Source organism: Nitrosospira sp. Nl5 (assembly GCF_900102495.1).
Lineage (GTDB): Bacteria > Pseudomonadota > Gammaproteobacteria > Burkholderiales > Nitrosomonadaceae > Nitrosospira.
In genome coordinates this window covers 14,081-36,259 of record NZ_FMVQ01000013.1, presented here as the reverse complement: position 1 = coordinate 36,259, position 22,179 = coordinate 14,081, and the positions used below count along the sequence as shown (strand labels likewise).

The following is a 22,179-nucleotide window of genomic DNA, read 5'->3' as shown; positions in this document are numbered from 1 at the left end:
TTGCTAACATTGCCTGCGCCATGCGTAATCTACTGCCGCCTGGCTCATTTACTCATAATCTCCGTAGGCAAATTGCCCTGGCTACCCAACAGGAATTTTCTACTTTTCTGGCTGAAGCCGAACGGCGTGCCTATAAACAAGCGTTGTTCGCGGTACGCGACGAGCATGTGGCGATGGATATCGTTCAGGAGTCGATGACGAAGCTTATCGAGAAGTATGCCGCCAAGCCACCAGGAGAATTGCCCCTCCTATTCCAGCGTATCCTGCAAAATACCATACGGGATTTTTACCGGCGGCAGAAAACGCGTTCCTTATGGACGACATTGTTTTCATCTTTCACGCCCAATCATCGGGAGAAGGAAAATGAAGACTACGACCTGCTGGAAACTTTGCAGATAAGGGCAAAGTCGAATTTTGATGATCCTCATAAACAATTGGAGCAGACACAACTGGTTGGTCTAATTGAGAAAGCAATTGAAACCCTTCCCCCGCGTCAACGGGAGGCCTTTCTGTTGCGTTACTGGGAGGAAATGGATGTCACGGAGACCGCGACAATAATGGGGTGTTCCGAAGGAAGCGTGAAAACTCATTGCTCGCGTGCAACGCATTCCCTTGCTATCATACTGAAAAAAGAAGGAATTAAGCTATGAATGAGTCGGAAATAGGAAGGAAAGTTGCGCAACTGCTGGATCGTGGCGTGGATGATATGAAGCAGAGCACACTGAATCAGCTGCAATCAGTCCGTGGGGCTTCGCTCGAAAATTATTATATGGCCAAAGGAATAGTAACCGTCGGTCGCGGTGCTTCTGCCCGGAGCGGGCACGAGTGGTACCAAAAAACGGGAAAACTGCTATCTCTGATAACTTTGCTGTTCGTTCTTGCAAGCATCGTCTATTGGCAGGCTCTTCACCTGAGCGACGAAAATGAGGAAATTGATATCATGCTGCTTGTCGATGACCTGCCAATCAACGCTTACCTCGACAACGAGTTCGATGCATGGCTAGATCCCTCCTAGCAATAGTATTTTGGCTATGTTTTTCATTTCCCACCCATTCCCTGTCTGAATCCAGCAAGCCTTCCTGGGAGGAATTGAAACCTCAGCAAAGGGAGGTCCTGGCTCCACTGGCGCAAGAATGGGACAAGATGGATCCGGTTAAAAAAAAGAAATGGCTGGGCATTGCTAAACGCTATCCGGGAATGACGCCTTCGGAGCAGCAACGCACGCAATTGCAAATGCGCGATTGGTATTCGCTTACTCCTGAGCAGCGCGAACTGGTGCGCGAGAAGTATAAGGCGATAAAAAAGCTACCACCGGACAAGCGTCATGAAATCAAGCAGAAATGGCGCGAATATGAGCAGATTCCCGAAAGCCAGAGAGGCCAAAGATAGCGCTCTACCGGTTTACCTTGTCATGTTGTTCGCGTTTCGTCAAAACATCTGACGTAACGACAGCGCGTGTTCCTGTCAAAAAATGAAAATCTCCGCACCCGGATTCTGGCGGCGGCTGGTGAGCATGATTTATGAGTCGCTGCTCCTGGTTGCGGTGTTATTTATCGCCAGCTTCGTCTTCCATCTTATATTCCGCGACACCAGCTCTCTTTTTTTCAGGCCGGCTTTCCAGCTATATCTGCTGCTGGTAGCAGGGACCTACTTTACCTGGTTCTGGACCCACGGCGGACAAACGCTGCCAATGCAGACCTGGAAGTTCCGCGTGATCAGTGCTGATGGGAATCGACTTACTCTAAAACAGGCAGTTGCGCGCTACCTGTTTGCAGTGATCGGCATTTTTTGTTTTGGTTGTGGCGTGATCTGGGCGTTATTCGACCGTGACCGCCAATTTCTGCATGACAGGCTGGCGGGCACACGCATCGTGAAATTAGCGGACAAGGGATGAATCCAAGATGATGAGGAAAACCTCGGAAACGCAAGAGTCTTTATCCGCACCCTGCGATTGCGCCGGCAGGTATCTTGTACAAAATGCCAGGCTGGGTTTAAGCAGTTCCACCTACCGTCAGCCCATCTATACGGAGCGTCGGCTGACCTACTCCTACCGGTACGCTCTGACCTTCCTTCCCGCATGTACCGACTCCAGGATCGAGAGTCATGTCGTTGCCTATCATTGATACCCGGGTCAGCACGTCCGGACCGTTGCCGATCAAAGTCGCGCCTTTTACAGGGTAAGAAATTTTTCCATCTTCGATCATGTAGGCTTCCGCCGCGGAAAAGACGAATTTTCCACTGGTGATGTCGACTTGGCCGCCGCCGAAATTTACCGCATACAGACCATGTTTCACGGAGGCGATGATCTCGTCAGGGCTTTTGTCGCCGTTCAGCATATAAGTATTCGTCATCCGTGGCATGGGAATGTGAGCAAACGACTCACGTCGGCCGTTGCCTGTGACGGGTACATTCATCAGCCGTGCATTCAGGCTGTCCTGCAAATAGCCTTTGAGTATGCCGTTTTCGATTAGTACCGTGCATTGGGTGGGATTCCCCTCGTCATCTATATTCAGCGACCCACGCCGTCGAGCGATTGTGCCGTCGTCCACCACGGTTATGCCTGTCGCGGCAACACGTTCGCCAATGCGCCCGGAGAATGCCGAGCTGCCCTTGCGGTTGAAATCCCCTTCCAGCCCGTGGCCGATGGCCTCATGTAATAATATTCCCGGCCAGCCGGCACCAAGCACCACTGTCATGGTTCCTGCCGGGGCAGGTTTTGCGGCGAGATTGACGAGGGCTTGATGCACTGCTTTTGCCGCATAATCGCGCAGCACGTCGTCAGTGAAATAAGCGTAATCGAAGCGTCCGCCTCCACCCGCCACACCTTGTTCGCGGTTGCCGTTTTCCTCGGCAATGACTTGCAATGAGAGCCGTACCAGAGGCCGCACATCCGCTGCCACGAGGCCATCACTACGGGCCACCAGCACCACCTCGTATTCTCCGGCGAGAGATGCCATGACCTGAATAACACGTTTATCAATGGCACGGGCATATCCCTCAAGTCTTTCCAGCAACGCCACTTTATCCGCATCTTTAAGGCTCGCAATGGGATCCTGGGGCAGGTAAAGTTCACGTCCTTTGCTGCGCCTGACCGCCTGCACCGATTGCGTCACTCCTTGGCGCGCAATGGCACGGGTGGCCTGCGCTGCGGAAGCAAGAGCGGGCATGCTGATGTCGTCAGAATAGGCGAACGCGGTTTTGTCGCCGCTTACCGCGCGTACGCCCACTCCCTGGTCGATATTAAAGCTACCGGATTTAACGATGCCTTCTTCCAGAGCCCAGCCCTCGGCACGGTTATACTGAAAATACAGATCGGCATATTCAACATGATGCGCAAGCATTTGCCCAAACACTTGCTGTAAGCCGGCCGTATCTATCTCATGGGGCGCTAGCAGGCAACGATTGGCGGTAGCGAAGAGATCGTTGGGTTGGGTGACAGATTCTGTAATCATGGTGATATCCAGGTCAAGAAAAAGTATTCGAAGAGAGGCTCAACAGTGATACAACGTGCGATGATTCAGTGCGGGCAAGCTATTGCGCAAGCTAGCCTGATATTCTGGGTTTATATTCGCAATCACGACTCCCGATCCGCGTGGGAGGCGATCGAGCACCACCCCCCACGGATCAACGATCATGCTGTCGCCGTGCGTTTCCCGCCCATTGACATGATACCCCCCCTGGGCCGGCGCAACGACGTATGCGAGATTTTCGATGGCGCGGGCGCGGATCAACGTTTCCCAATGCGCCCTCCCGGTAGTCGCGGTAAAAGCGGCCGGGGCAAAGATGATATCCACCTTCCCCATTGAGCGATAAAGCTCGGGAAAGCGCAGGTCATAGCAAATGGAAAGACCGATGCGGCCAAATGGTGATTCCAGGACAACCACCCCACAGCCCGCTTCAATGGTTTTTTCTTCGGCATATCGCTCGTTGCCAAGCTCCAGGCCGAATAGGTGTATTTTGTCGTAACGCGCAACCTGATCGCCCATATCGTTATAAACCAGGCAACTGTTTCGCACCTTGTCGGGCCTGGACGATACCAGTGGAACAGATCCGCCTACCAGCCAGATACCGAGGCGTTTTGCGGTTTTGCTCAAGAATTCCTGTATCGGCCCACAGTTATCCTGCTCGCGTGCCGCTACCTTATCGGCATCTTTCATTCCCATGATGCAAAAGTACTCGGGCAGCGCCGCCAGCTTTGCCCCCTGGGAAGCTGCCATGTCAAGCAGCCGCGCCGCCTCTTCCAAGTTGCCGGACACATTGGGTCCCGCAGCCATCTGAATCGCGGCGATACGAATGGAACCGGCCGTTTTTCCAGTTGCCGGCACAGTGCGTGTGGTTAAATTATCAAGCATTATTTAACGCCTTAATTTTTACGGACAGAAACAGTAAAAGTCCAATCGTACATTAATATGGCAATCTCAGATACGCGTCGACGTGCTGGCAAAAGACTCTCTGTTATCGCAGGTGATCCGGGATTCATCGCTACCACGGCATACCGGATTGGCTGGACAATCCAGCAACAGCAAGTATAAAGTTTGTCTGTAAAGTTTGACTGATCGGCAGAAACAGGGTAACCCAAAAGAATGGTTTTATAAACCCTTAGACTACTGTTCATGCTCCCTGGATTCCTGCGTGTGGCGGGGTATTCTGATAATACTTGGATCCGCCCAGGTGCCGGTAACATTGTATTCATTGGAGCGGGAAGGATTTTGCAACGCCTTGCTGACAATGCCCACCACTGGAGTGGCCAATCCAAGTGAAGGAGTCACTGTGACATGCAGCTTTTGGGTTTCCGCTTCCAGATTCAATTCCCCTTTCATGACTATCCTGGCTGCGGGCCCCTGGATCCTGAAATCATCGGTGATCGCCACACCATGGACGACTTTCACATCGCCGGAAATGTCGTCGAAACCAAAACCCTCGCTGAATACGTCCCGAAAATCCAATGTTATCCGTCTTGGCAGTGCTCGCAAGTCGAACATCCCGAATAGTCTGCCGATCCCGGGCTCAAACTTGGGAAACTGCCCTCGCCTGGCTTTCATCTTAAAGCTGCCGGACAGCGTCGGATAGTCTACCGATCGTAGACTGCCATACCAGCTCAATACGCCTTCAAGCTCGCCGCTTCCACGCTTCACGCGATCAGGATAACCGAGATGCGTCAGAAACTCGCCAATGTCGCTGGCCTCCAGTTTAATAGAGGCCTGTATGCGAGGTGGCGTAGCGCGACTTTGCCATATTCCGTTCGCAATCAGGGAACTGTCAGAATTGGTGATATGCAGTTTTTCCACTAGCCAACTCTGTTCCTGTGGACTGGCTATCAGCTCAAGTCTGCCTAATTGTTTCTCCCCGACGGTAAAGCTATCCGCGATTACATCGAGCGCAGGCAGGTTCTTTTCTTCCTGCCGTGTTTGCATTACAAAACCTGGGTTGGCTGGAGACGCGGCAGGCATGACCAACGTCCTCAATCGTGCCACGACTTTGCCATTGCCATCCAGTTTCCAGCTGACACCACCCTTGATTTCCCTGCTTGTCACCGTGGAGTGCCATAATCCTTCATCCTTGCTCGCATTAAACGCGATATCGTTGAGACGTCTGCCCAGCAAGTCGAGGGTCCCTATGTGAAGGTCGATGTCTGTCAGGTTCAGCGAAGGTCCCGGCTTGTCATCGAACTGCTGAAGTAAGCCGCGCCATTGATCCAGATCAAGCAGGGGCAGTGTGCCGTTTACCGATATCCCCGGTTTATCGGGCAATATACCCGCTATACCGGTTGTCATGCCGAAATTGACGATGCCACGCTCCGCATGATAATTACCCGCATCATCCCGCGAACGGTTGATTCTTGCCGTTACCAATCCGGCATAGTTCAAATTCAGGACATCCTTATCCAAGCCTGTGGCTTTTCTTTCAAAACGTAGTGGCGCGATATCAGTAGCAGCCTTGGAAAAAGGCGCAGGTAAATCTGAGGCGAGGCCCTGCAATGATGATTCAACAGATACATCCACCAGTTTGTCGTGTATATGGATTGCTGCTCTCCAATCGGTGCTGCCTTGCAAATGGCGCTCCCACACCTTCGTACCCGAAACCCTCCGGCCGGCTTCGTGCAGGTTATCGAGGTTGGCCTTGCCGGTCGCAGATAGGCGTGTACTTCCGTCCGGTGTAGGCGCGGAGTTGATGATCACCGGCCCGCCCAGGAACTGGGCGGTTACATTCTCTATCCTCATCCCGGAACCGGTAAAGATAAGCATGCCGTTGATTTTATCCAAATTGGGTATGCGCGGGCCTGGATTAACCTGATTATCGATAAACTGATAGCTTCCAGCCAGTTTGCTATCGCCCGTATGGTGGAGGGGAATATCCAGCGTGAAGAGCAGTTTTCCGGTACCGGTGATGCGGATATCTTCGACAATGTTGCTGATAAGGGTATCGCCTGTATATTTCGCTGCAAACCTCAGGAATTCCCCAGTGGGTCCGCTTATTTCACCTTCACTCTCCAGCATTGCATCGAATGCAGTCATATCTGCAATGCGCACCTTCGCCTTACTCAATCTCGTGCCGGAAATAGTTGCCTGCGAAGCGTCAAATTTCATCAGGCCGTCATGAAATTGCAGATGTCCTGAGATATCCTCTATTCGTGGCCATCCTGGGATATCCAATGCTATCCTAGAGGCTTTTGCGTGGAATCGAAAAATGCCGGTGTCAGTGCTGTCGAAAGGGAATTCGGCCAGATTACCCTTAAGATGCAACCGCGCATCCACTAATTCTCCCTCAATATTCGATTTATCAAACAAATCGTGAAAGTAATGGTTTGCCTTGGTTGGTATGTAATGCCCCAAATAGCGGGTATCTCCACGCGTCAGTTGACCGACCAGATCGATCACTCCCGGCCCGTCAGGCACGAAACGATAACTCCCGTGAACTAACCCGGAAGTATGGGCATTAGAGAACGAGACATTGTTGAATTTAAAGGCGATGGAGCTCCCGGGTAAAAAATTCCAGCTTGCCTGGCCGGTAAACGCATCCAGCGCCAACGGTCCATTGAAAAAGTCAGGCAATTCCAACCTGACCTGCTGAGAATTGAGATTCAGCGTCCCGCCACGCTCGTTAACATCGATATTTCCGGTCATGCCACTGAATGCCGGCAGGCTTTTGTTCTTTTTCATGCTCAGGTCGGTAAACCCCCCTTTCGCGCTGAAGTAGGTGGGCGTTGGCCATTCACCGTCCCACTTTGCCCGCATATGATGAATTTCCCCCCGGGGCGACGTCTGATTAAATTGCTCGCGTAACGCCATGCTAATTGGCAGATAGGGCGCGAGATGCCCAAGGATTTCCAGATTTAGCTTACTGACATTCAATTTTCCGCTACTGGATTTTCCCTGAGCGGGCATCATCCTGAGAAAAAAATTTACCGGTTGTAATTTTCGTTTGCCAGGAACAGAAGCATCAAGGTTATGGGCGAACATTTCGATACCCGCCTTGGTTCCATCATGTATTTTTTGCCATCCCACTCTTCCTTGTAGACGGTGGAGGCTCAATTCCGGTAAATCTCGCGCAAGCTGTGTCTTGACATTATGCAAGCGCATATCCGCCGTTAATTTCGTTATGTCCGCTCCATTCATGCCGACCCATACACGAAGCGCTCCACTGCCCCGATGGAGCTGTATTTGCTGCGAGAAGGGCAGCCAGGCTCCCCAGGCGGCAAGGTCGGCCTGATCGATTTGCGCGAACAGTTGTCCTCGCCATTGTTCGAGGCTATCCAGCGACTCGCCGATAAAATCTCCACGCATGTCCAGTTGTGCGGCAAGCTCGACGGGAGGCGTGGCGCGAATGCCGAAGCGATGGCGATTCCCGCGATTCTCAAGCCGCAGATCCACGAGTAATTCGAGTTCTGGCGCGCGGCGCTGATCATCCTGCCAGAGGATGCTGGCGTTATTGATGATAACTTGCCGTTGACTCAACAGCCAATCAAAAAAGCCGTTTCCACTTCCAGTCAGCTCTCCATTGAGCGCAAAGCCGGCTACATGAATCACGCCGGAGCTGTCACGACGCACGATCAGGTCGGGTTGTTCGATCTCGATGTCGCGAAAGCGCAATTCGCCGTGTACCAAGGAAAGCCACGAAAGCGTGCCCTCTAATCGATCCAGCAGCAATGTGAGGTTGTCCTCTTTATCGTGGATCTTTATCGTACGCAGCATCATATGGGGACGAAACCCATCCCACTCCGCCCTGACTTCGCCGATGGTTACGTGTTGCCCCGAAGTGCGGCTGATGGCGGAAGCGATATTTTCACGGTACTGCTCAACGTCAGGTAGCAGCCAGTAGCGTAATGACAACAGCAGGATGGAAAAACATAGCGCGACGACAAGCAGGACCCACGTCAACAGCCGGCACAGAACGCAGTTTCGTCCTGCAAGAGGTAAAATTTCCGATAAGTTCAATAAATAATTCCGGTTTTATACTCGGGATGATGTCTTCTTTATCTTGGTGTAGTGAATCAGAGATATCGCTACTTAGAAATGACTGGATTGCCGCCATACTACGTTGCTCGTCGTTGCATAGGAATAACTATGTGCCTCCTCGCGCCTTGTCTGACGTTAATTATGCACCGAAATCTCTGACTCACTACACCCAGGAAAGCATCAGCGCCTATCCAGATAATAAGGTACAGTGCCAAAAGAATTAGATATTGCCAAGCCTCTCTTTGTTCCATTTCACAGTAAATGATGCTCCATGCCGTTGGAATATCAATTCTTCCGCGATTTATTGTAACTCTGAATTCTCAATCATGCATGACGATCGCCCTGCTGAAATAGTCGACGCTGTCCTGCCATTCAGCCGCTATGTACGGCGCTTGCTTGAGAGCGAGCCCGAATTGCTGATGGAGCTCAAGCAAAACTTGTTGCACGCTTTTTTTCAAGATGAAATGCAGGCTTTTCTGAATGCAAACTCCGAGGCTGCAAACGATGAGACAGGCCTGAAAGTTGTGTTGCGGGGCTTGCGTAAGCGGGTAATGTTGCGCGTCGCAACGCGTGATCTAGGCGGACTGGCCAATCTTGACGAAGTCATGGCAAGCATGACCGAGCTGGCGGAAACTACTATCGGTTTTGCACTCGAACGCCATTGTGCCTGGCTAACTGCCCCCGACGGTTATGGCCAGCCCCAAAGTGCCGGGAACGGGACAATCCAGGAAATGCTGGTAATCGCGATGGGCAAGCTGGGCGGTGGTGAACTTAATGTGTCGTCGGATGTGGACTTGATTTTCATTTATCCCGAAGAGGGTGAAACCAGCGGGCACAGGTCTATTTCCAATCATGATTTTTTTGCTCGTCTGGGACGGCGGCTGATCGCCAGCCTCAATGATCTCACGCCCGATGGCTATGTTTTCAGGGTGGATATGCGGCTGCGCCCCTATGGCGAAAGTGGTCCGCTGGCAATGAGTTTCGCCATGCTCGAGGAGTACTTTGTGACCCAGGGACGTGAATGGGAGCGCTATGCCTGGATCAAAAGTCGGGTAATTGCCGGGCCGTTCGCGGAAGGTTCGGCGTTTATGGAGCAAATAGCGCAACCGTTTATATTCAGGAAATATCTGGACTTCGGCGCCTATGAATCAATGCGCGGCCTGCACTCGCAAATTCGCCAGGAGGTCAGCCGCCGCGAAATGCACGAAAATATCAAGCTTGGACCAGGCGGCATCCGCGAGATTGAATTCATTGCCCAGGTATTTCAACTGATACGGGGGGGGGCTGACCCCGATTTGCGTATTCGTTCCACGCTTGCTGTATTGCAACGTCTTCGGGAGAAGCGGCAATTATCCGATAAAGCAGTTGCGGAACTTTCGGATGCCTATTGTTTTTTGCGCAATCTTGAACACCGTTTGCAGTATCTGGATGATCAGCAAACCCAGACGCTGCCAGAAAATCCCGCAGATCAGATGCTGATCGCTACTGCCATGGGTTTCCCCGATTGCGCCACTTTTCTGCGGGAGCTTGACAGCCATCGCGGCAATGTAACGCGTCAATTTGGCCAAATATTTGCGGCTCCGCAGGAATCCCAAACATTCGATATCATCGCCCGACTATGGCAGGACCAGGATGAGGCGGGAGCTGGAGCAGACGCTGCCGCAGCACAATTACTGGCAATGGGGTTTTCCCGTCCGGAAAAAACTCTCGGCCGCTTGCAGGAATTCCGGACGAGTGTTCGTTATCGCCAGCTGCCCGAGTCCAGTAAAACAAAAGTGGATGCGCTTGTACCCGCGTTGATTGAGGCAGCCGCCAGATTTTCATCCGCCGACATCACCTTCGAGCGGTTACTGCAATTGCTCGAAAGCATCAGCCGACGTGCTGCCTATCTGGCGCTATTGCGGGAATATCCGCAAGCCGTGGAGCGGGTAGCCAAACTTGTCAGCGCAAGCCAGTGGGCCAGCGAATATCTGAGCCAGCACCCGATTTTGCTGGACGAGCTGCTTAATCCCGCCGACGTTCAAAGCGTGCCCGATTGGTCCCGCTCCAAAGTGAGGTTAACGCAGCAATTAAACGACGCGGGCGGGCCTGGGGGTGATGATGTCGAGCAACAAATGGATGTACTGCGGCATTTTCACCATGCCCAGGTATTCCAATTGCTGGCCAAGGATGTGGAAGGCTTGCTGCCGCTGGAAACCTTGAGCGATCACTTGACAGACCTGGCCGACCTGGTGCTTGCGACGGTGTTACGGCTTGCATGGTCAGGGTTGAGAAAGAAGCATCGGGCTGAGCCCGTTTTTGCCATCGTCGGCTATGGCAAGCTGGGCGGGAAGGAGTTGGGGTATGCGTCCGACCTCGACATTATTTTCCTTTATGACGACGCTCATCCCGATGCGCCGGAAATATATGCCAGGCTGAGCCAGCGCATCAACTCATGGCTTACCAGCTACACCTCGGCAGGTTTGCTCTATGAAACCGATTTACGTTTGCGTCCCAACGGTACCAGCGGTTTACTGGTAAGTTCTATCGACGCTTTCGATCAATACCAGAAAAATCAGGCCTGGATGTGGGAGCATCAGGCGTTAACCCGAGCGCGTTTCGTAGCGGGGGATATGTATTTGAAAGAGGCTTTCGAGCGTACGCGCGAAGAAGTTCTTCGCCAGCGGCGTGACTTGGCGAATCTGAAACGCGAGGTTTTGAAGATGCGGCAAAAAATGCTGGATGCTCATCCCAATTCATCCGGATTGTTTGACATCAAGCATGACCGCGGCGGCATCATTGACGTTGAATTCATCGTGCAATACCTGATTCTGGGCCATGCTTGCGACTATTTGGAATTGACTAACAATATCGGCAATATTGCTTTGCTGAAGCTTGCCGGGGAGCTTGGACTTATTCACGTGGAGGCAGCGGAAAAGGCGCTTAACGCCTATCGGGAATTCCGGCGTGTGCAACACCGGCTCAGGTTAAGCGGAGACTCGGGTTTGGGGGGCACGCCGTCAATAGATAACAAATCCCGGAAATTTGCACGCGTCGAGGCGGATTATTTGAGAGTTGAAGTTGCAGCGGTATTGCGATTATGGGAAGAAGTATTCGGCACCGTCGATTTCTGACCAAATGCTCATATAGACTTTTGTTTTATCACTTATCAGCTTTGATGATCTGTTGTTTTCACTGCCAAGCTGTGCCGTTCGAAGGCCGGGGTTTTCATTCTTCATCAGAAAAATACGTTAGAATACTCACCTCTGAATTCTCTCCCGGAGTCTCTGAATGTCAATGGCTGACCGCGACGGCGTGATCTGGAGCGATGGAAAAATAACTCCGTGGCGCGACGCTACCACCCATGTGCTTACCCATACTCTGCACTACGGTTTGGGGGTATTCGAAGGCGTGCGCGCATATCAGACGCCCAAGGGGCCCGCAATTTTCCGTCTCCAGGAACATACCGACCGCCTGTTCAATTCAGCGCATATTTTCATGATGAAAATGCCCTATGACAAGGCAACGCTGATGCAAGCGCAACGCGAGATGGTAAAGCAGAACAACCTGGAATCGTGCTATATCCGTCCGATCGCCTTTTACGGCTCGGAGGCCATGGGCATTTCCGCCAAGACACTGTCGGTGCATGTGGCAGTCGCCGCTTGGCCGTGGGGTGCCTATTTGGGGGCGGATGGCCTGGAAAAAGGCATTCGTGTCAAAACCTCGTCATTTACGCGTCATCATGTCAACGTCAATATGTGTCGCGCCAAGTCGGTCGCAACCTACGCTAACTCAATCTTGGCCCATCAGGAAGTTGCCACCGACGGCTACGATGAGGCTTTGCTCCTGGATGTGGATGGCTATGTGGCGGAAGGATCGGGCGAGAATATATTCATTGTCAAGCACGGCAAACTCTATACGCCGGACATGACTTCCTGCCTGGAAGGCATCACCCGCGCTTCCATCATAGAACTCGCCGCGGAAATAGGAATTCCGGTAATCGAGAAACGTATCACACGCGACGAGGTATATTGCGCGGATGAGGCGTTTTTTACCGGTACCGCAGCCGAAGTTACGCCGATTCGCGAACTTGATCATCGCAGTATCGGTAACGGCAAGCGCGGCCCGATCACTGCCAGACTGCAAACCATGTTTTTCGACTGCGTCAACGGCAAGAGCAGCACCCATGCCGACTGGCTCACTTATGTCTGATCACATCCGATTAAATCTAATGAAACCGGGGAAACAGCTGATGCAGAATCACGCCAACGATAGCAAACAGCGCGACATCGAGATCACGACTGACGACCTGCCGCTGCATTGTCCAACACCCTCAATGCTGTTATGGAACTCGCATCCCCGCGTGTTTCTACCGATAGAAGACACGGGCGAGGCATTATGTCCATACTGCGGGACACGCTATACACTCAAGGGTGGGGCGACGGCGGGGCATCATTGACCGAAGTGAAATCGTGTTATTTGAACTCGCAACAGGGTGCCGGTGCTTCGGCAAGCCATTCAGATGTGTTCCCCCCTCTCGTCATGGCAATGAAGGGGTGATCAAGTGTTCCCATATACTCCCGCTTCTGCTGAGAATACTTATTTCGTTCCACCCCTGTGCTTTGTACAATCTTCGTGTCCACATTCACTTGAATTAGCCTGAGTATCCCACCCGCCGCTTCATAAAATCTCATGCATGCAATCCCATATGAAATTTTCAAAGCCTACGATATTCGCGGTATCGCCGGCAAAACCCTAACCGCTGAGATCGTGGAAGCCATCGGCCACGCGATTGGTTCCGAGGCACGGACACGGGGGCTCGCATCGGTCGCAATAGGCCGCGACGGCCGATTGTCAGGGCCGGAACTGGCGCTGGCATTGGCAAGAGGCTTGCAAAAAAGCGGCATTAACGTGGTGGATATGGGGATGATCGCCACACCTATGCTCTATTTTGCAGCACATACGCTATGCAATTATTCTGGAGTAATGGTCACGGGCAGCCATAATCCGCCTGACTATAATGGCTTAAAAATGGTGCTGGGTGGTGAAACTCTGGCTGCCGAATCCATTCAGGCCTTGCGTTCGCGCCTGGAAAACAACGACTTTACTTACGGCAATGGCCATTATCGCGAGCATGACATCGCCGAAACGTATCTTCAACGGATAACCAGCGATGTCGAGTTGACGCGTCCGATGAAAATCATTGTGGATTGCGGCAACGGGGTCCCGGGGGCCTATGCTCCAACGCTGTATCGCAGACTGGGATGCGAGGTAACCGAGCTGTTTTGTGAAGTGGACGGTACATTTCCCAATCATCATCCTGATCCATCCGTACCTGAAAATCTGCACGACCTGATCCACGCCCTTAAAACCACCGGCGCGGAAATCGGGCTTGCGTTCGACGGAGACGGTGATCGGATGGGTGTGGTCACGAAGAATGGCAGTATTATTTATCCTGATCGCCAATTAATGCTGTTTGCTGCTGATGTATTATCCAGAAATCCCGGTAGTCAGATCATTTTTGATGTGAAATGCACCCGCAATCTGGCGCCATGGATCGAGCAACATGGCGGCAAGCCCATCATGTGGAAAACCGGGCATTCATTCATCAAGGGCAAATTGAGGGAAACCGGTGCGCTGCTGGCAGGAGAGATGAGCGGACACATTTTTTTTAAGGAGCGTTGGTACGGATTCGACGATGGCCTTTATGCGGGCGCTCGCCTGCTGGAATTACTCAGTCACCAAGCGGATATCGATGCTGTCCTGCACGCTATCCCCGATGCGATCAGCACGCCGGAGTTGCAAATCAGATTGAAAGAAGGCGAGAACTACGCAGTTATCGCGCAATTACAGAAAACCGCACGCTTCGATAATCCTGAGCGCGTTATTACCACCGATGGACTGAGGGTGGAATACAAGGACGGCTTCGGCTTGGCCCGTTCATCCAATACCATGCCGGTAATCGTACTACGATTCGAGGCGGACGACGACGCAGCCTTGAAGCGTATACAGAATGACTTCCGCAGAGTTATCCTGGACGCATTACCGGGAGTGGTTTTGCCGTACTGAACTTTTCCCTGATAGTTGGTTTACGGTTTTATATTACTGCTACGGATAGCGTTGAAGACTTTTGAGCTTGGTAAGAACGGAGTAATCAGGACATCATGACGAAATTGGGAGAAAAGAGAATAGGAGTTCTGTTTGTCTGCATGGGTAATATCTGTCGTTCGCCCACTGCGGAGGCAGTGTTCAGGCATCAGGTCAGAGCTGCCGGCTTTGAGAAAGAAGTTTATATCGATTCCGCCGGTACACATGATTATCACGCCGGTGAACCACCGGATGGAAGGGCTCAGAAAGCGGCAGTGCGGCGTGGTTATGACACGAAAGAATTACGTGCCCGCCGGATACATGAGAGGGATTTCGAGGTTTTTCATTACATTCTGGCAATGGACAGAGCCAATCTCGCCATACTTGAGCGGGAATGCCCGCCTCAATACAGCCACAAGCTCGGACTGTTAATGCAGTACAGTACAAGGTTCTCTGAAGGCGTGAAAGAGGTGCCAGATCCTTATTTTGGTGGACATCAGGGCTTTGAGCAGGTGCTGAATTTGGTAGAGGAGGCGGGGCAGGGGCTGCTTGATCGCCTCCGTAACGAAAAGAACGGAAATTTATATGGCTGAGCCATGGGATGCCATATGAAAAGGCGGGAGCGATTCCCCGCCTTTTTTATTGTGATGTGCTGCAATAACCTATTTTATTTGTGCGTCTCAACTTGTACCAGCGGTTCATCCTGCTCCACTACTGGAGCAGGAGACGGTCTTTTTCGGCGCCGCTCCGGTAGCATTGACTCTCCTGCTGCATCGGTTTCAACCGGTTTTATTTTTTCCGGAACGGTTTCGATCATGATTAGCCCGCTTTCGACCAGATCCGGCGGTTCGATTACACTGGGGGGCTGGATTTGCATGGACTCTTGCGGTTCAGAACCGGTTATTAATTCGAGCGTTGCCGTTGGAGCCCCCTTCCGTGGCTCGGAAACTTCAGCCTGGACAGGTTCTCGTGTTGCTGTGATAGAGGCAAGCGGGCTAGCAGCGGGTTCCACAAAATTCTTTTGAATGGGCTGCTGCTTGCCCAGCTCGTCCTCTGATACCGGCTCCTTGGCTGGGTCCGAACGCTCTACCGGTGTTTCTGACGCCACGATTCCCGGCGCCTGTTCTATATTCCAGGATGCAGAATGAGAAGCGGTCTCTGATTCTGAAAGTATCTCTGATGCCTGTAAGGAAGAAGAAGTAAGAATGAGAGCCGGTGCTTCCTGTATCGGAAGCGGACTCGTGGTCTCAGGTTTGGCGCTTTCTTCATGCGCGACGGGGGTTGGCTTAGCTTGCTGCGGGTGAGAGTCTCGCACAGCAGCCTGTTTACCTTCACGCGAAGCACGTTCTGAGCGCTCACCACGATCACGCTGTCTTCCGCCACGACGTCGACGGCGTCCACCGTCTTCGCCTTGCTGCGAGAAGGCGTCGGTAGCCGGCTGTTCTTCTCCTGGCGTCAGCTTGGCTTCAGTCCGGATTTTTTCTTCACGCGGTGGTCGCGGCTGCTTTTTTTGAGCAGGTCTGTCGCCCTGGAGTTTCGATTCGGCATGATCGATACGTTGCGCCGGGGTTTCCCGGTTCTGACTCATCTGGCTCAAGACGCCGCTGGCTTCGCTGCCACGCTCACCACGGTCGTCACGTCCGCGTTGCCCACTTCGTGAGGCTTTCTCATTGTATTCGCCATCGCGTCCTTCCCGGGCGCGATCACGCCGGGCGCGTCCGCGCTCTGGTCGTTGTGAACTGACTGAGACTGGTTTCGGCTGAACTTTCTTTTCTTCGCCGCTCATCTGTTTGAACCAGCCGAACAGCTTATCCAGAAACGAGGGCTGTTCGGGTTCGTATTGCGGCTTTTGCTCACGTATCGGAGCCGGTTGCAATGGCGTGATGCCATGCACAGCTGCTTGCTGCCGGGTTGGCTTGGCTTCCTGCGCGGTTGAGGGCAGAACAATTTCCTGTGCCGGTTTTTCTACCATCTGATAGCTGACTTGAACTTCACCCAGCTTAACGTCGTCATGACGCAGACGTGTGATCTCGTAGTTTGGAGTCTCCAGGTAAATATTCGGGATCAAAACGACATTTACCTTCAAGCGCGCTTCGATAGCATGAATTTCCGCACGTTTTTCGTTCAGCAAATAAGTGGCAACATCAACCGGCACTTGGGCGTGAAGTATCGCGGTATTCTCTTTCATGGCTTCTTCCTGAATGATTCTCAGAATATGCAATGCTGAGGAATCCGTGCCGCGAATGTGACCGGTGCCATGACAACGCGGGCAAGAAATGTAGCTGCTCTCGCCTAACGAGGGACGCAAGCGCTGGCGCGACAATTCCAGCAAGCCGAAACGTGAGATCTTGCCCATCTGCACACGCGCCCGATCGTACCGTAATGAATCGTGCAGGCGATTCTCCACTTCACGCTGATTACGGGTGATTTCCATATCGATAAAGTCGATTACCACCAGCCCTCCCAAGTCACGCAGCCGCAATTGCCGCGCGATCTCGTCTGCGGCTTCCAGATTGGTATTGAGCGCAGTTTGCTCGATATCGGAACCACGCGTAGCGCGTGCCGAGTTTACGTCTACCGATACCAGCGCTTCGGTGTGATCAATAACGATGGCGCCGCCCGAAGGCAATGTCACCTGACGTGAATACGCGGTCTCAATCTGATGCTCAATCTGAAAACGCGAAAATAATGGTACATCGTCGCGATAGAGTTTGACGCGACCGACATTCGCTGGCATGACGTGACTCATGAATTGGCACGCCTGCTCGTAAATGCTTTCGGTATCAATCAGGATCTCGCCGATCTCCTGATGAAAATAATCGCGGATAGCACGTATTACCAAACTGCTTTCCTGATAAATCAGGAAAGCGCCACTTTGATTTTTGGAAGCATCTTCAATTGCACGCCACAGCTGCAGCAGGTAATTAAGATCCCACTGCAATTCTTCCTCGCTGCGGCCTATCCCGGCGGTGCGGGCGATAATGCTCATCCCCGTCGGGACGTTCAGTTGTGACATGACATCACGCAGTTCCGCCCGGTCTTCACCCTCAATGCGGCGCGAGACACCGCCGCCCCGGGGATTGTTGGGCATGAGAACCAGATGGCGGCCGGCCAGGGAAATATAGGTGGTAAGCGCCGCTCCCTTGGTTCCACGTTCGTCTTTATCTACCTGAACAATGAGTTCCTGCCCCTCATGGAGCGCATCCTGAATGCGAACCCGGGTCGGATCGGCACTTTCCTTGAAATAAGAGCGGGAAATTTCCTTGAAGGGAAGAAAACCGTGACGTTCGCCGCCGTATTCGACAAAAGCGGCCTCGAGACTGGGCTCGAGACGGGTAATGACTGCTTTGTAAATGTTGCTCTTGCGTTGTTCCTTGCCGGCGGATTCAATGTCGAGATCAATAAGTTTTTGACCATCAACAATGGCGACACGGAGTTCTTCCGGCTGTGTCGCGTTAAATAGCATGCGTTTCATTTTATGCCTCCCGCGCTCTAGTCACGGGCAGACAGCCTACGCGCTACGGGATATCCGAGCACGTATACGAGAATTTCTTAGTCAGGCAACTTTCATCATAGTGTCGGGCTGCTTATTAATGACTATTTCTCTGGCTTGTCATGGGGTCCTGCTTTCTTCCAAGCAGGACCGGGAAATTAAGTTTCAATCAGGTTTCGACTATGGCTGCCCCAGCAAGCGGACGCTACGAAACTGAAATCTACGTGTGCTTTGAGCGCGCAAATCAATTACCATCGCTACTTTATTGGTGAGCGACATTAACCATAATCAAATTTTCGGGTTGGCTTTCACTCCTGTCTCTGTCGGACAAGATCTCATCAACAGCGCCATTTCGCGCACCGGATAAAGGATAAGCTGGAACTCCGAATTGGCAAGTATAAGTAGAATTAAGGATTTAGGCAAAGAATTTCCTCCGAGCGCTGTAGTCAGTGAAATCGTAGGGGAGGATAGCAACGGCCAGCGTATCGATAATTTTTTGATCAAGCGCCTTAAAGGCGTGCCCAAAAGCCATATCTACCAGCTGCTGCGTAGCGGGCAGGTGCGGCTTAACAGTAAACGCGTCGATGCGGCCCGCCAGCTCAGGTTGGGTGATATGGTGCGTATTCCGCCGGTAAGAATCGCGGAAAGTCATGTGCCAGCCAACAAGAAAATAACCAAATCCCAGTTGATCCGGTTCGAAATCTTATTTCAAGACGAAGCGCTTTTGGTGATCAACAAACCTGCCGGCGTCGCGGTGCATGGCGGAAGCGGAGTGAGCTTCGGAGTTATCGAACAATTGCGCACCCAGCATCCCGAGTGGAAATTCTTGGAACTGGTTCATCGTCTTGACAGAGAAACTTCGGGGATTCTACTTCTCGCTAAAAACCGGGCGGCGCTCGTTGAATTACACCGCCAAATCCGCGCAGGGTCGATGGAAAAACGTTACCTGGTGCTGGTGAAAGGCAAATGGCATAATCCGAGGCAAAACGTCAAGCTGTCCCTTAACAAATACGTCACGGCAGCCGGCGAACGGCGCGTGGCGGTGGCCTCGGAAGCGAGAGACAAAAAAGCGGGAATGGCAGCTCATACCATATTTACCCTGAAGAAAGCCTGGCGCGGGTTCAGCCTGCTGGAAGCGGAACTAAAAACGGGACGTACTCATCAAATTCGGGTACATCTTGCTCATCTCGGTTTCCCTGTTGCCGGTGATGACAAGTACGGCGATTTCGCGCTGAACAAGAAATTGGCCAGAAGCGGCCGAAAACCCGGATTGGAGCGTATGTTCCTGCATGCTTTCCTGGCCGCGGTGACACATCCCGAGACTGGCAAGAGCTTACGTCTGCAAGCGCCGCTAGCGAAAGATCTACAGGAATTTTTAAATGGATTGGATATATTGGATATCAATATGGATGGATCGGCAGAGCCAGAGTGAACAATACTGGTGTCGTCCAAGCCGTCATCGAATCATTGAAGCCTATGTCAGGGAATTTCCGCTGGCAGTGGTGAAAAAGTTATTAATCGGGGTAGCAACCGCTGGTTTGGATAGAAAGGGAATTCCGTGATTCCAGTTATACTTGATCCATTGGTGTGATTTGATTTATATGTCTTGAGGTCCGAGCGGTTTTCGGCAATGCAGGCAGTTGGAGAGAGCCTGTGCCAGGAAAACAGATGGCAATATTTTATTAACAGCCGCTCCAATGCGGTTTGCTGCTTGTCTTATTTGAAGGACTGAAAAAATCATGGCCGATTCAGAGAATCGTAATGAAAGCTGGGAGAAGCAGGTACTTGAGAAACTGATGCTTTCTTCTTTGCAGGAACAACGCAGGGCACGTCACTGGAGCGTATTCTTCAAGTCGCTCGCCTTTATCTACCTGTTTATTCTTCTGTTTTATGGACTGGGTTGGTTTGGGGGTAATGACATGTCCATTGCCGGAAAACATACTGCCCTGGTCGAGTTGCGCGGCGTAATCTCCCCTGACAGCGTCAGCAGTGCTGATAATATTAATGCGGGCTTGCAGAATGCATTCAAGGATGAAAAAACACGAGGGGTGATTCTGCGCATCAACAGCCCCGGCGGCAGCCCAGTGCAGGCAGGTTATATCAACGACGAAATCCGCCGTTTGCGCGCGGAATATCCAAAAATTCCCCTTTATGCCGTGGTCGAGGATATTTGTGCTTCTGGTGGTTATTACGTTGCCGTCGCTGCCGACAAAATTTATGTAGACAAGGCAAGTGTCGTGGGTTCTATCGGTGTACTGATGAATGGTTTTGGTTTTACCGGTGCAATGGAAAAACTCGGCGTTGATCGGCGATTAATTACGGCGGGGAAAAACAAGGGCTTCCTTGATCCTTTCTCACCCCCTAATCCAGAACAGGAGGAACATGCCAAGGAGATACTGGGTGATGTCCATCAGCAGTTTATCCAGGTGGTGCAGCAAGGTAGGGGGAAACGCCTGAAAGAGGCGCCAGAAATATTCAGCGGCATTGTCTGGACCGGCCAGAAAAGCATAGACCTGGGGCTCACTGACGCTATAGGCAGCGCCGAATATGTGGCGCGCGAAATTATCAAGGCCGAGCATATCGTGGATTACACGACCCGGGAAGGGTTTGCCGAGCGCTTCGCCAGACGTTTCGGGGCAGTCGTGGCGGATACGCTGATCAGTGCAGGAAATAGCTGGGGATTACGTTAGCAAACCAGTTACCCATGCAGCAAAAAAATGGCGGGTTTATCCTTGAGATCAGGGAACCCACGCTTCCATTCCTTGACTGTTCTGGTTGAAATAAATTCACTGGCCAACGTAAGGTTGCAAGCGATGCAAAGCGCGGTGTCATTTCCGCAGGTAAGAGCAATGGCGTCCAATAGTCTCTGATTGCGATAGGGGGTTTCAATGAATATCTGTGTCTGGTCACGGACGATAGAGTCTCTTTCCAGTTCAATAATTTTCCCGGCACGTTTGTTTTTTTCTATCGGAAGATAGCCGTGGAACACGAAGTGCTGCCCGTTTAATCCGGAAGCCATCAGCGCCAGCAGTATGGAAGACGGACCCACCAGTGGCACTACCCGAAGATTCTTCTGGTGAGCAAGCCGCACCAATCCTGCACCGGGATCAGCTACAGCGGGGCATCCGGCTTCAGATAATAGCCCGATATCGTTTCCTGTCAGCAATGGTTCAAGCAGGTTGGCAAATTCCTTGAGCTGGGTGTGCTCATTCAGCACTTGCATTCTGATGTTCTGCAACGGCGGGATACCGCCAACCTGTTTCAGAAATTGCCGGGCAGTTTTTGGATGCTCGACAATATAGTGGCGGAGTCCGGCTATGCATTGTCTGACGGCAACAGGAAGCATCCAGTTGATATCACCTTCGCCAAGCGGGGTGGGAATGAGATAGAGCGTACCGGAATTCACACGATCTCCACCCCTTCGCATGCCAGCATATCCACCAATGCGATCAGCGGCAAGCCAATTAGCGCAGTGGGATCGTCGCTCACCATGCGTTCAATCAATGCAATACCCAATCCTTCGGATTTGGCGCTTCCGGCGCAATGATACGGCTGCTCCTGGTCGAGGTAGTTTTCGATTTGCCGATTGCTTAAATTGCGGAACTTGACACGAGAAGGGATAAGCCGCGTGTGTATGTTGTGCTTGCGGCCGTTGAAAAGACTCAGCGCTGTATGGAATACCACCTCTCTTCCACGAGCGAACTGTAACTGTTTGACCGCGTTTGTACGGTTCAATGGTTTGCCGAGCCGGATGCCTTCCAGTACCGCCACTTGATCGGCGCCAATAATCAGGGCGTCGGGATAATTCACCGCAACTGCACGAGTTTTTGCGGCGGCTAAGCGAAGGGCGGTGGCTTCAGGAATCTCGTCTGCCAGGGGAGTTTCATCTATTTCCGGATTAAAGACTTCAAACGGAATTTGCAGGCGCAGGAGTAGTTCGCGACGATAAATGGAGCTGGATCCCAATACAAGTTGTTGCGCAATTTGTTGTGTTTTCAAGGTTTGTTAGATGATTTTGACACTCGGAGGCAAAAAATATATTATGCGCGCCGTATGAGTGCCTCGCACGGCGTACGAGTGCCTTCCAAATTCTAATACCAAATGTGTTCATTTATCAATTGAGCGCGAAAGAAGTTACAAAGTCGCCTGTCTGTCAGATAAAAA

The 22,179-nt window shown here is 52.0% G+C and carries 17 protein-coding genes; 11 read left to right on the top strand and 6 right to left on the bottom strand.

The features are described 5' to 3' along the window. Positions 1-20 precede the first annotated feature (20 nt). From BLP45_RS11785 to BLP45_RS11770, 4 genes are all read left to right on the top strand, one after another. Positions 21-650, top strand: coding sequence for an RNA polymerase sigma factor (locus tag BLP45_RS11785; protein WP_256327805.1), 630 nt, complete (start codon positions 21-23; stop codon positions 648-650). Further along, entirely contained in the window at positions 647-1,015 is a 369-nt protein-coding gene (locus BLP45_RS11780; protein WP_090372682.1) for a DUF3619 family protein, read from the top strand. The genes BLP45_RS11785 and BLP45_RS11780 overlap by 4 nt, the downstream gene beginning before the upstream one ends. A gap of 74 nt (positions 1,016-1,089) precedes the next feature. After that, complete coding sequence (locus BLP45_RS11775) at positions 1,090-1,389, top strand: DUF3106 domain-containing protein (protein ID WP_256327804.1); 300 nt, start codon at positions 1,090-1,092, stop codon at positions 1,387-1,389. A gap of 82 nt (positions 1,390-1,471) precedes the next feature. Continuing rightward, positions 1,472-1,894, top strand: a complete 423-nt coding sequence (locus BLP45_RS11770; protein ID WP_090372680.1) for an RDD family protein — start codon at positions 1,472-1,474, stop codon at positions 1,892-1,894. 97 nt (positions 1,895-1,991) lie between these two features. Here BLP45_RS11770 and tldD read toward each other — a convergent pair whose 3' ends face one another. The 3 genes from tldD to BLP45_RS11755 form a co-directional block, all read right to left on the bottom strand. Continuing rightward, positions 1,992-3,452: a metalloprotease TldD gene (gene tldD, locus BLP45_RS11765; protein WP_090372679.1), complete on the bottom strand. Its 1,461-nt coding sequence runs from the start codon at positions 3,450-3,452 to the stop codon at positions 1,992-1,994. A 39-nt stretch (positions 3,453-3,491) separates the two neighbouring features. Continuing rightward, on the bottom strand, positions 3,492-4,352 hold the full coding sequence (locus tag BLP45_RS11760) for a carbon-nitrogen hydrolase family protein (protein ID WP_090372678.1): 861 nt from the start codon (positions 4,350-4,352) through the stop codon (positions 3,492-3,494). A gap of 252 nt (positions 4,353-4,604) precedes the next feature. After that, complete coding sequence (locus BLP45_RS11755) at positions 4,605-8,435, bottom strand: YhdP family protein (RefSeq protein ID WP_256327803.1); 3,831 nt, start codon at positions 8,433-8,435, stop codon at positions 4,605-4,607. Positions 8,436-8,782: 347 nt separating this feature from the next. Between BLP45_RS11755 and glnE the strand changes: the two genes are divergently transcribed. The 5 genes from glnE to BLP45_RS11725 all read left to right on the top strand — a co-directional run bounded on the left by glnE (position 8,783) and on the right by BLP45_RS11725 (position 15,115). Continuing rightward, positions 8,783-11,569, top strand: a complete 2,787-nt coding sequence (gene glnE, locus BLP45_RS11750; protein ID WP_090372677.1) for a bifunctional [glutamate--ammonia ligase]-adenylyl-L-tyrosine phosphorylase/[glutamate--ammonia-ligase] adenylyltransferase — start codon at positions 8,783-8,785, stop codon at positions 11,567-11,569. A 157-nt stretch (positions 11,570-11,726) separates the two neighbouring features. Then, positions 11,727-12,647, top strand: a complete 921-nt coding sequence (locus tag BLP45_RS11745; protein ID WP_090372676.1) for a branched-chain amino acid transaminase — start codon at positions 11,727-11,729, stop codon at positions 12,645-12,647. Between the two features lie 40 nt (positions 12,648-12,687). After that, the gene (locus tag BLP45_RS11740; RefSeq protein ID WP_090372736.1) at positions 12,688-12,894 is read left to right on the top strand and encodes a zinc-finger domain-containing protein; all 207 of its coding nucleotides are present in this window, start codon (positions 12,688-12,690) and stop codon (positions 12,892-12,894) included. A gap of 233 nt (positions 12,895-13,127) precedes the next feature. Continuing rightward, entirely contained in the window at positions 13,128-14,504 is a 1,377-nt protein-coding gene (locus tag BLP45_RS11730; protein ID WP_090372674.1) for a phosphomannomutase/phosphoglucomutase, read from the top strand. Positions 14,505-14,599: 95 nt separating this feature from the next. After that, complete coding sequence (locus BLP45_RS11725; protein ID WP_090372673.1) at positions 14,600-15,115, top strand: low molecular weight protein-tyrosine-phosphatase; 516 nt, start codon at positions 14,600-14,602, stop codon at positions 15,113-15,115. Between the two features lie 74 nt (positions 15,116-15,189). On the opposite strand, the gene BLP45_RS11720 is transcribed toward BLP45_RS11725, so the two are convergent. After that, the gene (locus tag BLP45_RS11720; RefSeq protein WP_090372672.1) at positions 15,190-17,997 is read right to left on the bottom strand and encodes an Rne/Rng family ribonuclease; all 2,808 of its coding nucleotides are present in this window, start codon (positions 17,995-17,997) and stop codon (positions 15,190-15,192) included. A gap of 406 nt (positions 17,998-18,403) precedes the next feature. Here BLP45_RS11720 and BLP45_RS11715 point away from each other — a divergent pair, with 406 nt between their 5' ends. Together BLP45_RS11715 and BLP45_RS11710 are read left to right on the top strand one after the other, a co-directional pair. Next, positions 18,404-19,447 (top strand): RluA family pseudouridine synthase, encoded by a 1,044-nt coding sequence (locus BLP45_RS11715; protein WP_090372671.1) that lies wholly within the window; start codon positions 18,404-18,406, stop codon positions 19,445-19,447. Positions 19,448-19,754: 307 nt separating this feature from the next. Continuing rightward, positions 19,755-20,705: a S49 family peptidase gene (locus BLP45_RS11710; protein WP_090372670.1), complete on the top strand. Its 951-nt coding sequence runs from the start codon at positions 19,755-19,757 to the stop codon at positions 20,703-20,705. A gap of 8 nt (positions 20,706-20,713) precedes the next feature. Here BLP45_RS11710 and BLP45_RS11705 read toward each other — a convergent pair whose 3' ends face one another. Then, positions 20,714-21,421 carry an SAM-dependent methyltransferase gene (locus tag BLP45_RS11705; RefSeq protein WP_090372669.1) on the bottom strand — a complete coding sequence of 236 codons (708 nt, stop codon included), beginning with the start codon at positions 21,419-21,421 and terminating at the stop codon, positions 20,714-20,716. Then, positions 21,418-22,014, bottom strand: a complete 597-nt coding sequence (locus BLP45_RS11700) for a Maf family nucleotide pyrophosphatase (RefSeq protein WP_176754738.1) — start codon at positions 22,012-22,014, stop codon at positions 21,418-21,420. The genes BLP45_RS11705 and BLP45_RS11700 overlap by 4 nt, the downstream gene beginning before the upstream one ends. Positions 22,015-22,179: the final 165 nt, after the last annotated feature.

Excerpts from the sequence above, each read along its gene's own strand:
- BLP45_RS11740 (WP_090372736.1), top strand. The coding sequence starts at position 12,688 with ATGCAGAATCACGCCAACGATAGCAAACAGCGCGACATCGAGATCACG.
- BLP45_RS11725 (WP_090372673.1), top strand. The coding sequence starts at position 14,600 with ATGACGAAATTGGGAGAAAAGAGAATAGGAGTTCTGTTTGTCTGCATG.
- glnE (WP_090372677.1), top strand. The coding sequence starts at position 8,783 with ATGCATGACGATCGCCCTGCTGAAATAGTCGACGCTGTCCTGCCATTC.
- tldD (WP_090372679.1), bottom strand. The coding sequence starts at position 3,452 with ATGATTACAGAATCTGTCACCCAACCCAACGATCTCTTCGCTACCGCC.
- BLP45_RS11720 (WP_090372672.1), bottom strand. The coding sequence starts at position 17,997 with ATGAAACGCATGCTATTTAACGCGACACAGCCGGAAGAACTCCGTGTC.
- BLP45_RS11770 (WP_090372680.1), top strand. The coding sequence starts at position 1,472 with ATGAAAATCTCCGCACCCGGATTCTGGCGGCGGCTGGTGAGCATGATT.
- BLP45_RS11785 (WP_256327805.1), top strand. The coding sequence starts at position 21 with ATGCGTAATCTACTGCCGCCTGGCTCATTTACTCATAATCTCCGTAGG.
- BLP45_RS11760 (WP_090372678.1), bottom strand. The coding sequence starts at position 4,352 with ATGCTTGATAATTTAACCACACGCACTGTGCCGGCAACTGGAAAAACG.
- BLP45_RS11780 (WP_090372682.1), top strand. The coding sequence starts at position 647 with ATGAATGAGTCGGAAATAGGAAGGAAAGTTGCGCAACTGCTGGATCGT.
- BLP45_RS11710 (WP_090372670.1), top strand. The coding sequence starts at position 19,755 with ATGGCCGATTCAGAGAATCGTAATGAAAGCTGGGAGAAGCAGGTACTT.
- BLP45_RS11745 (WP_090372676.1), top strand. The coding sequence starts at position 11,727 with ATGTCAATGGCTGACCGCGACGGCGTGATCTGGAGCGATGGAAAAATA.
- BLP45_RS11730 (WP_090372674.1), top strand. The coding sequence starts at position 13,128 with ATGCATGCAATCCCATATGAAATTTTCAAAGCCTACGATATTCGCGGT.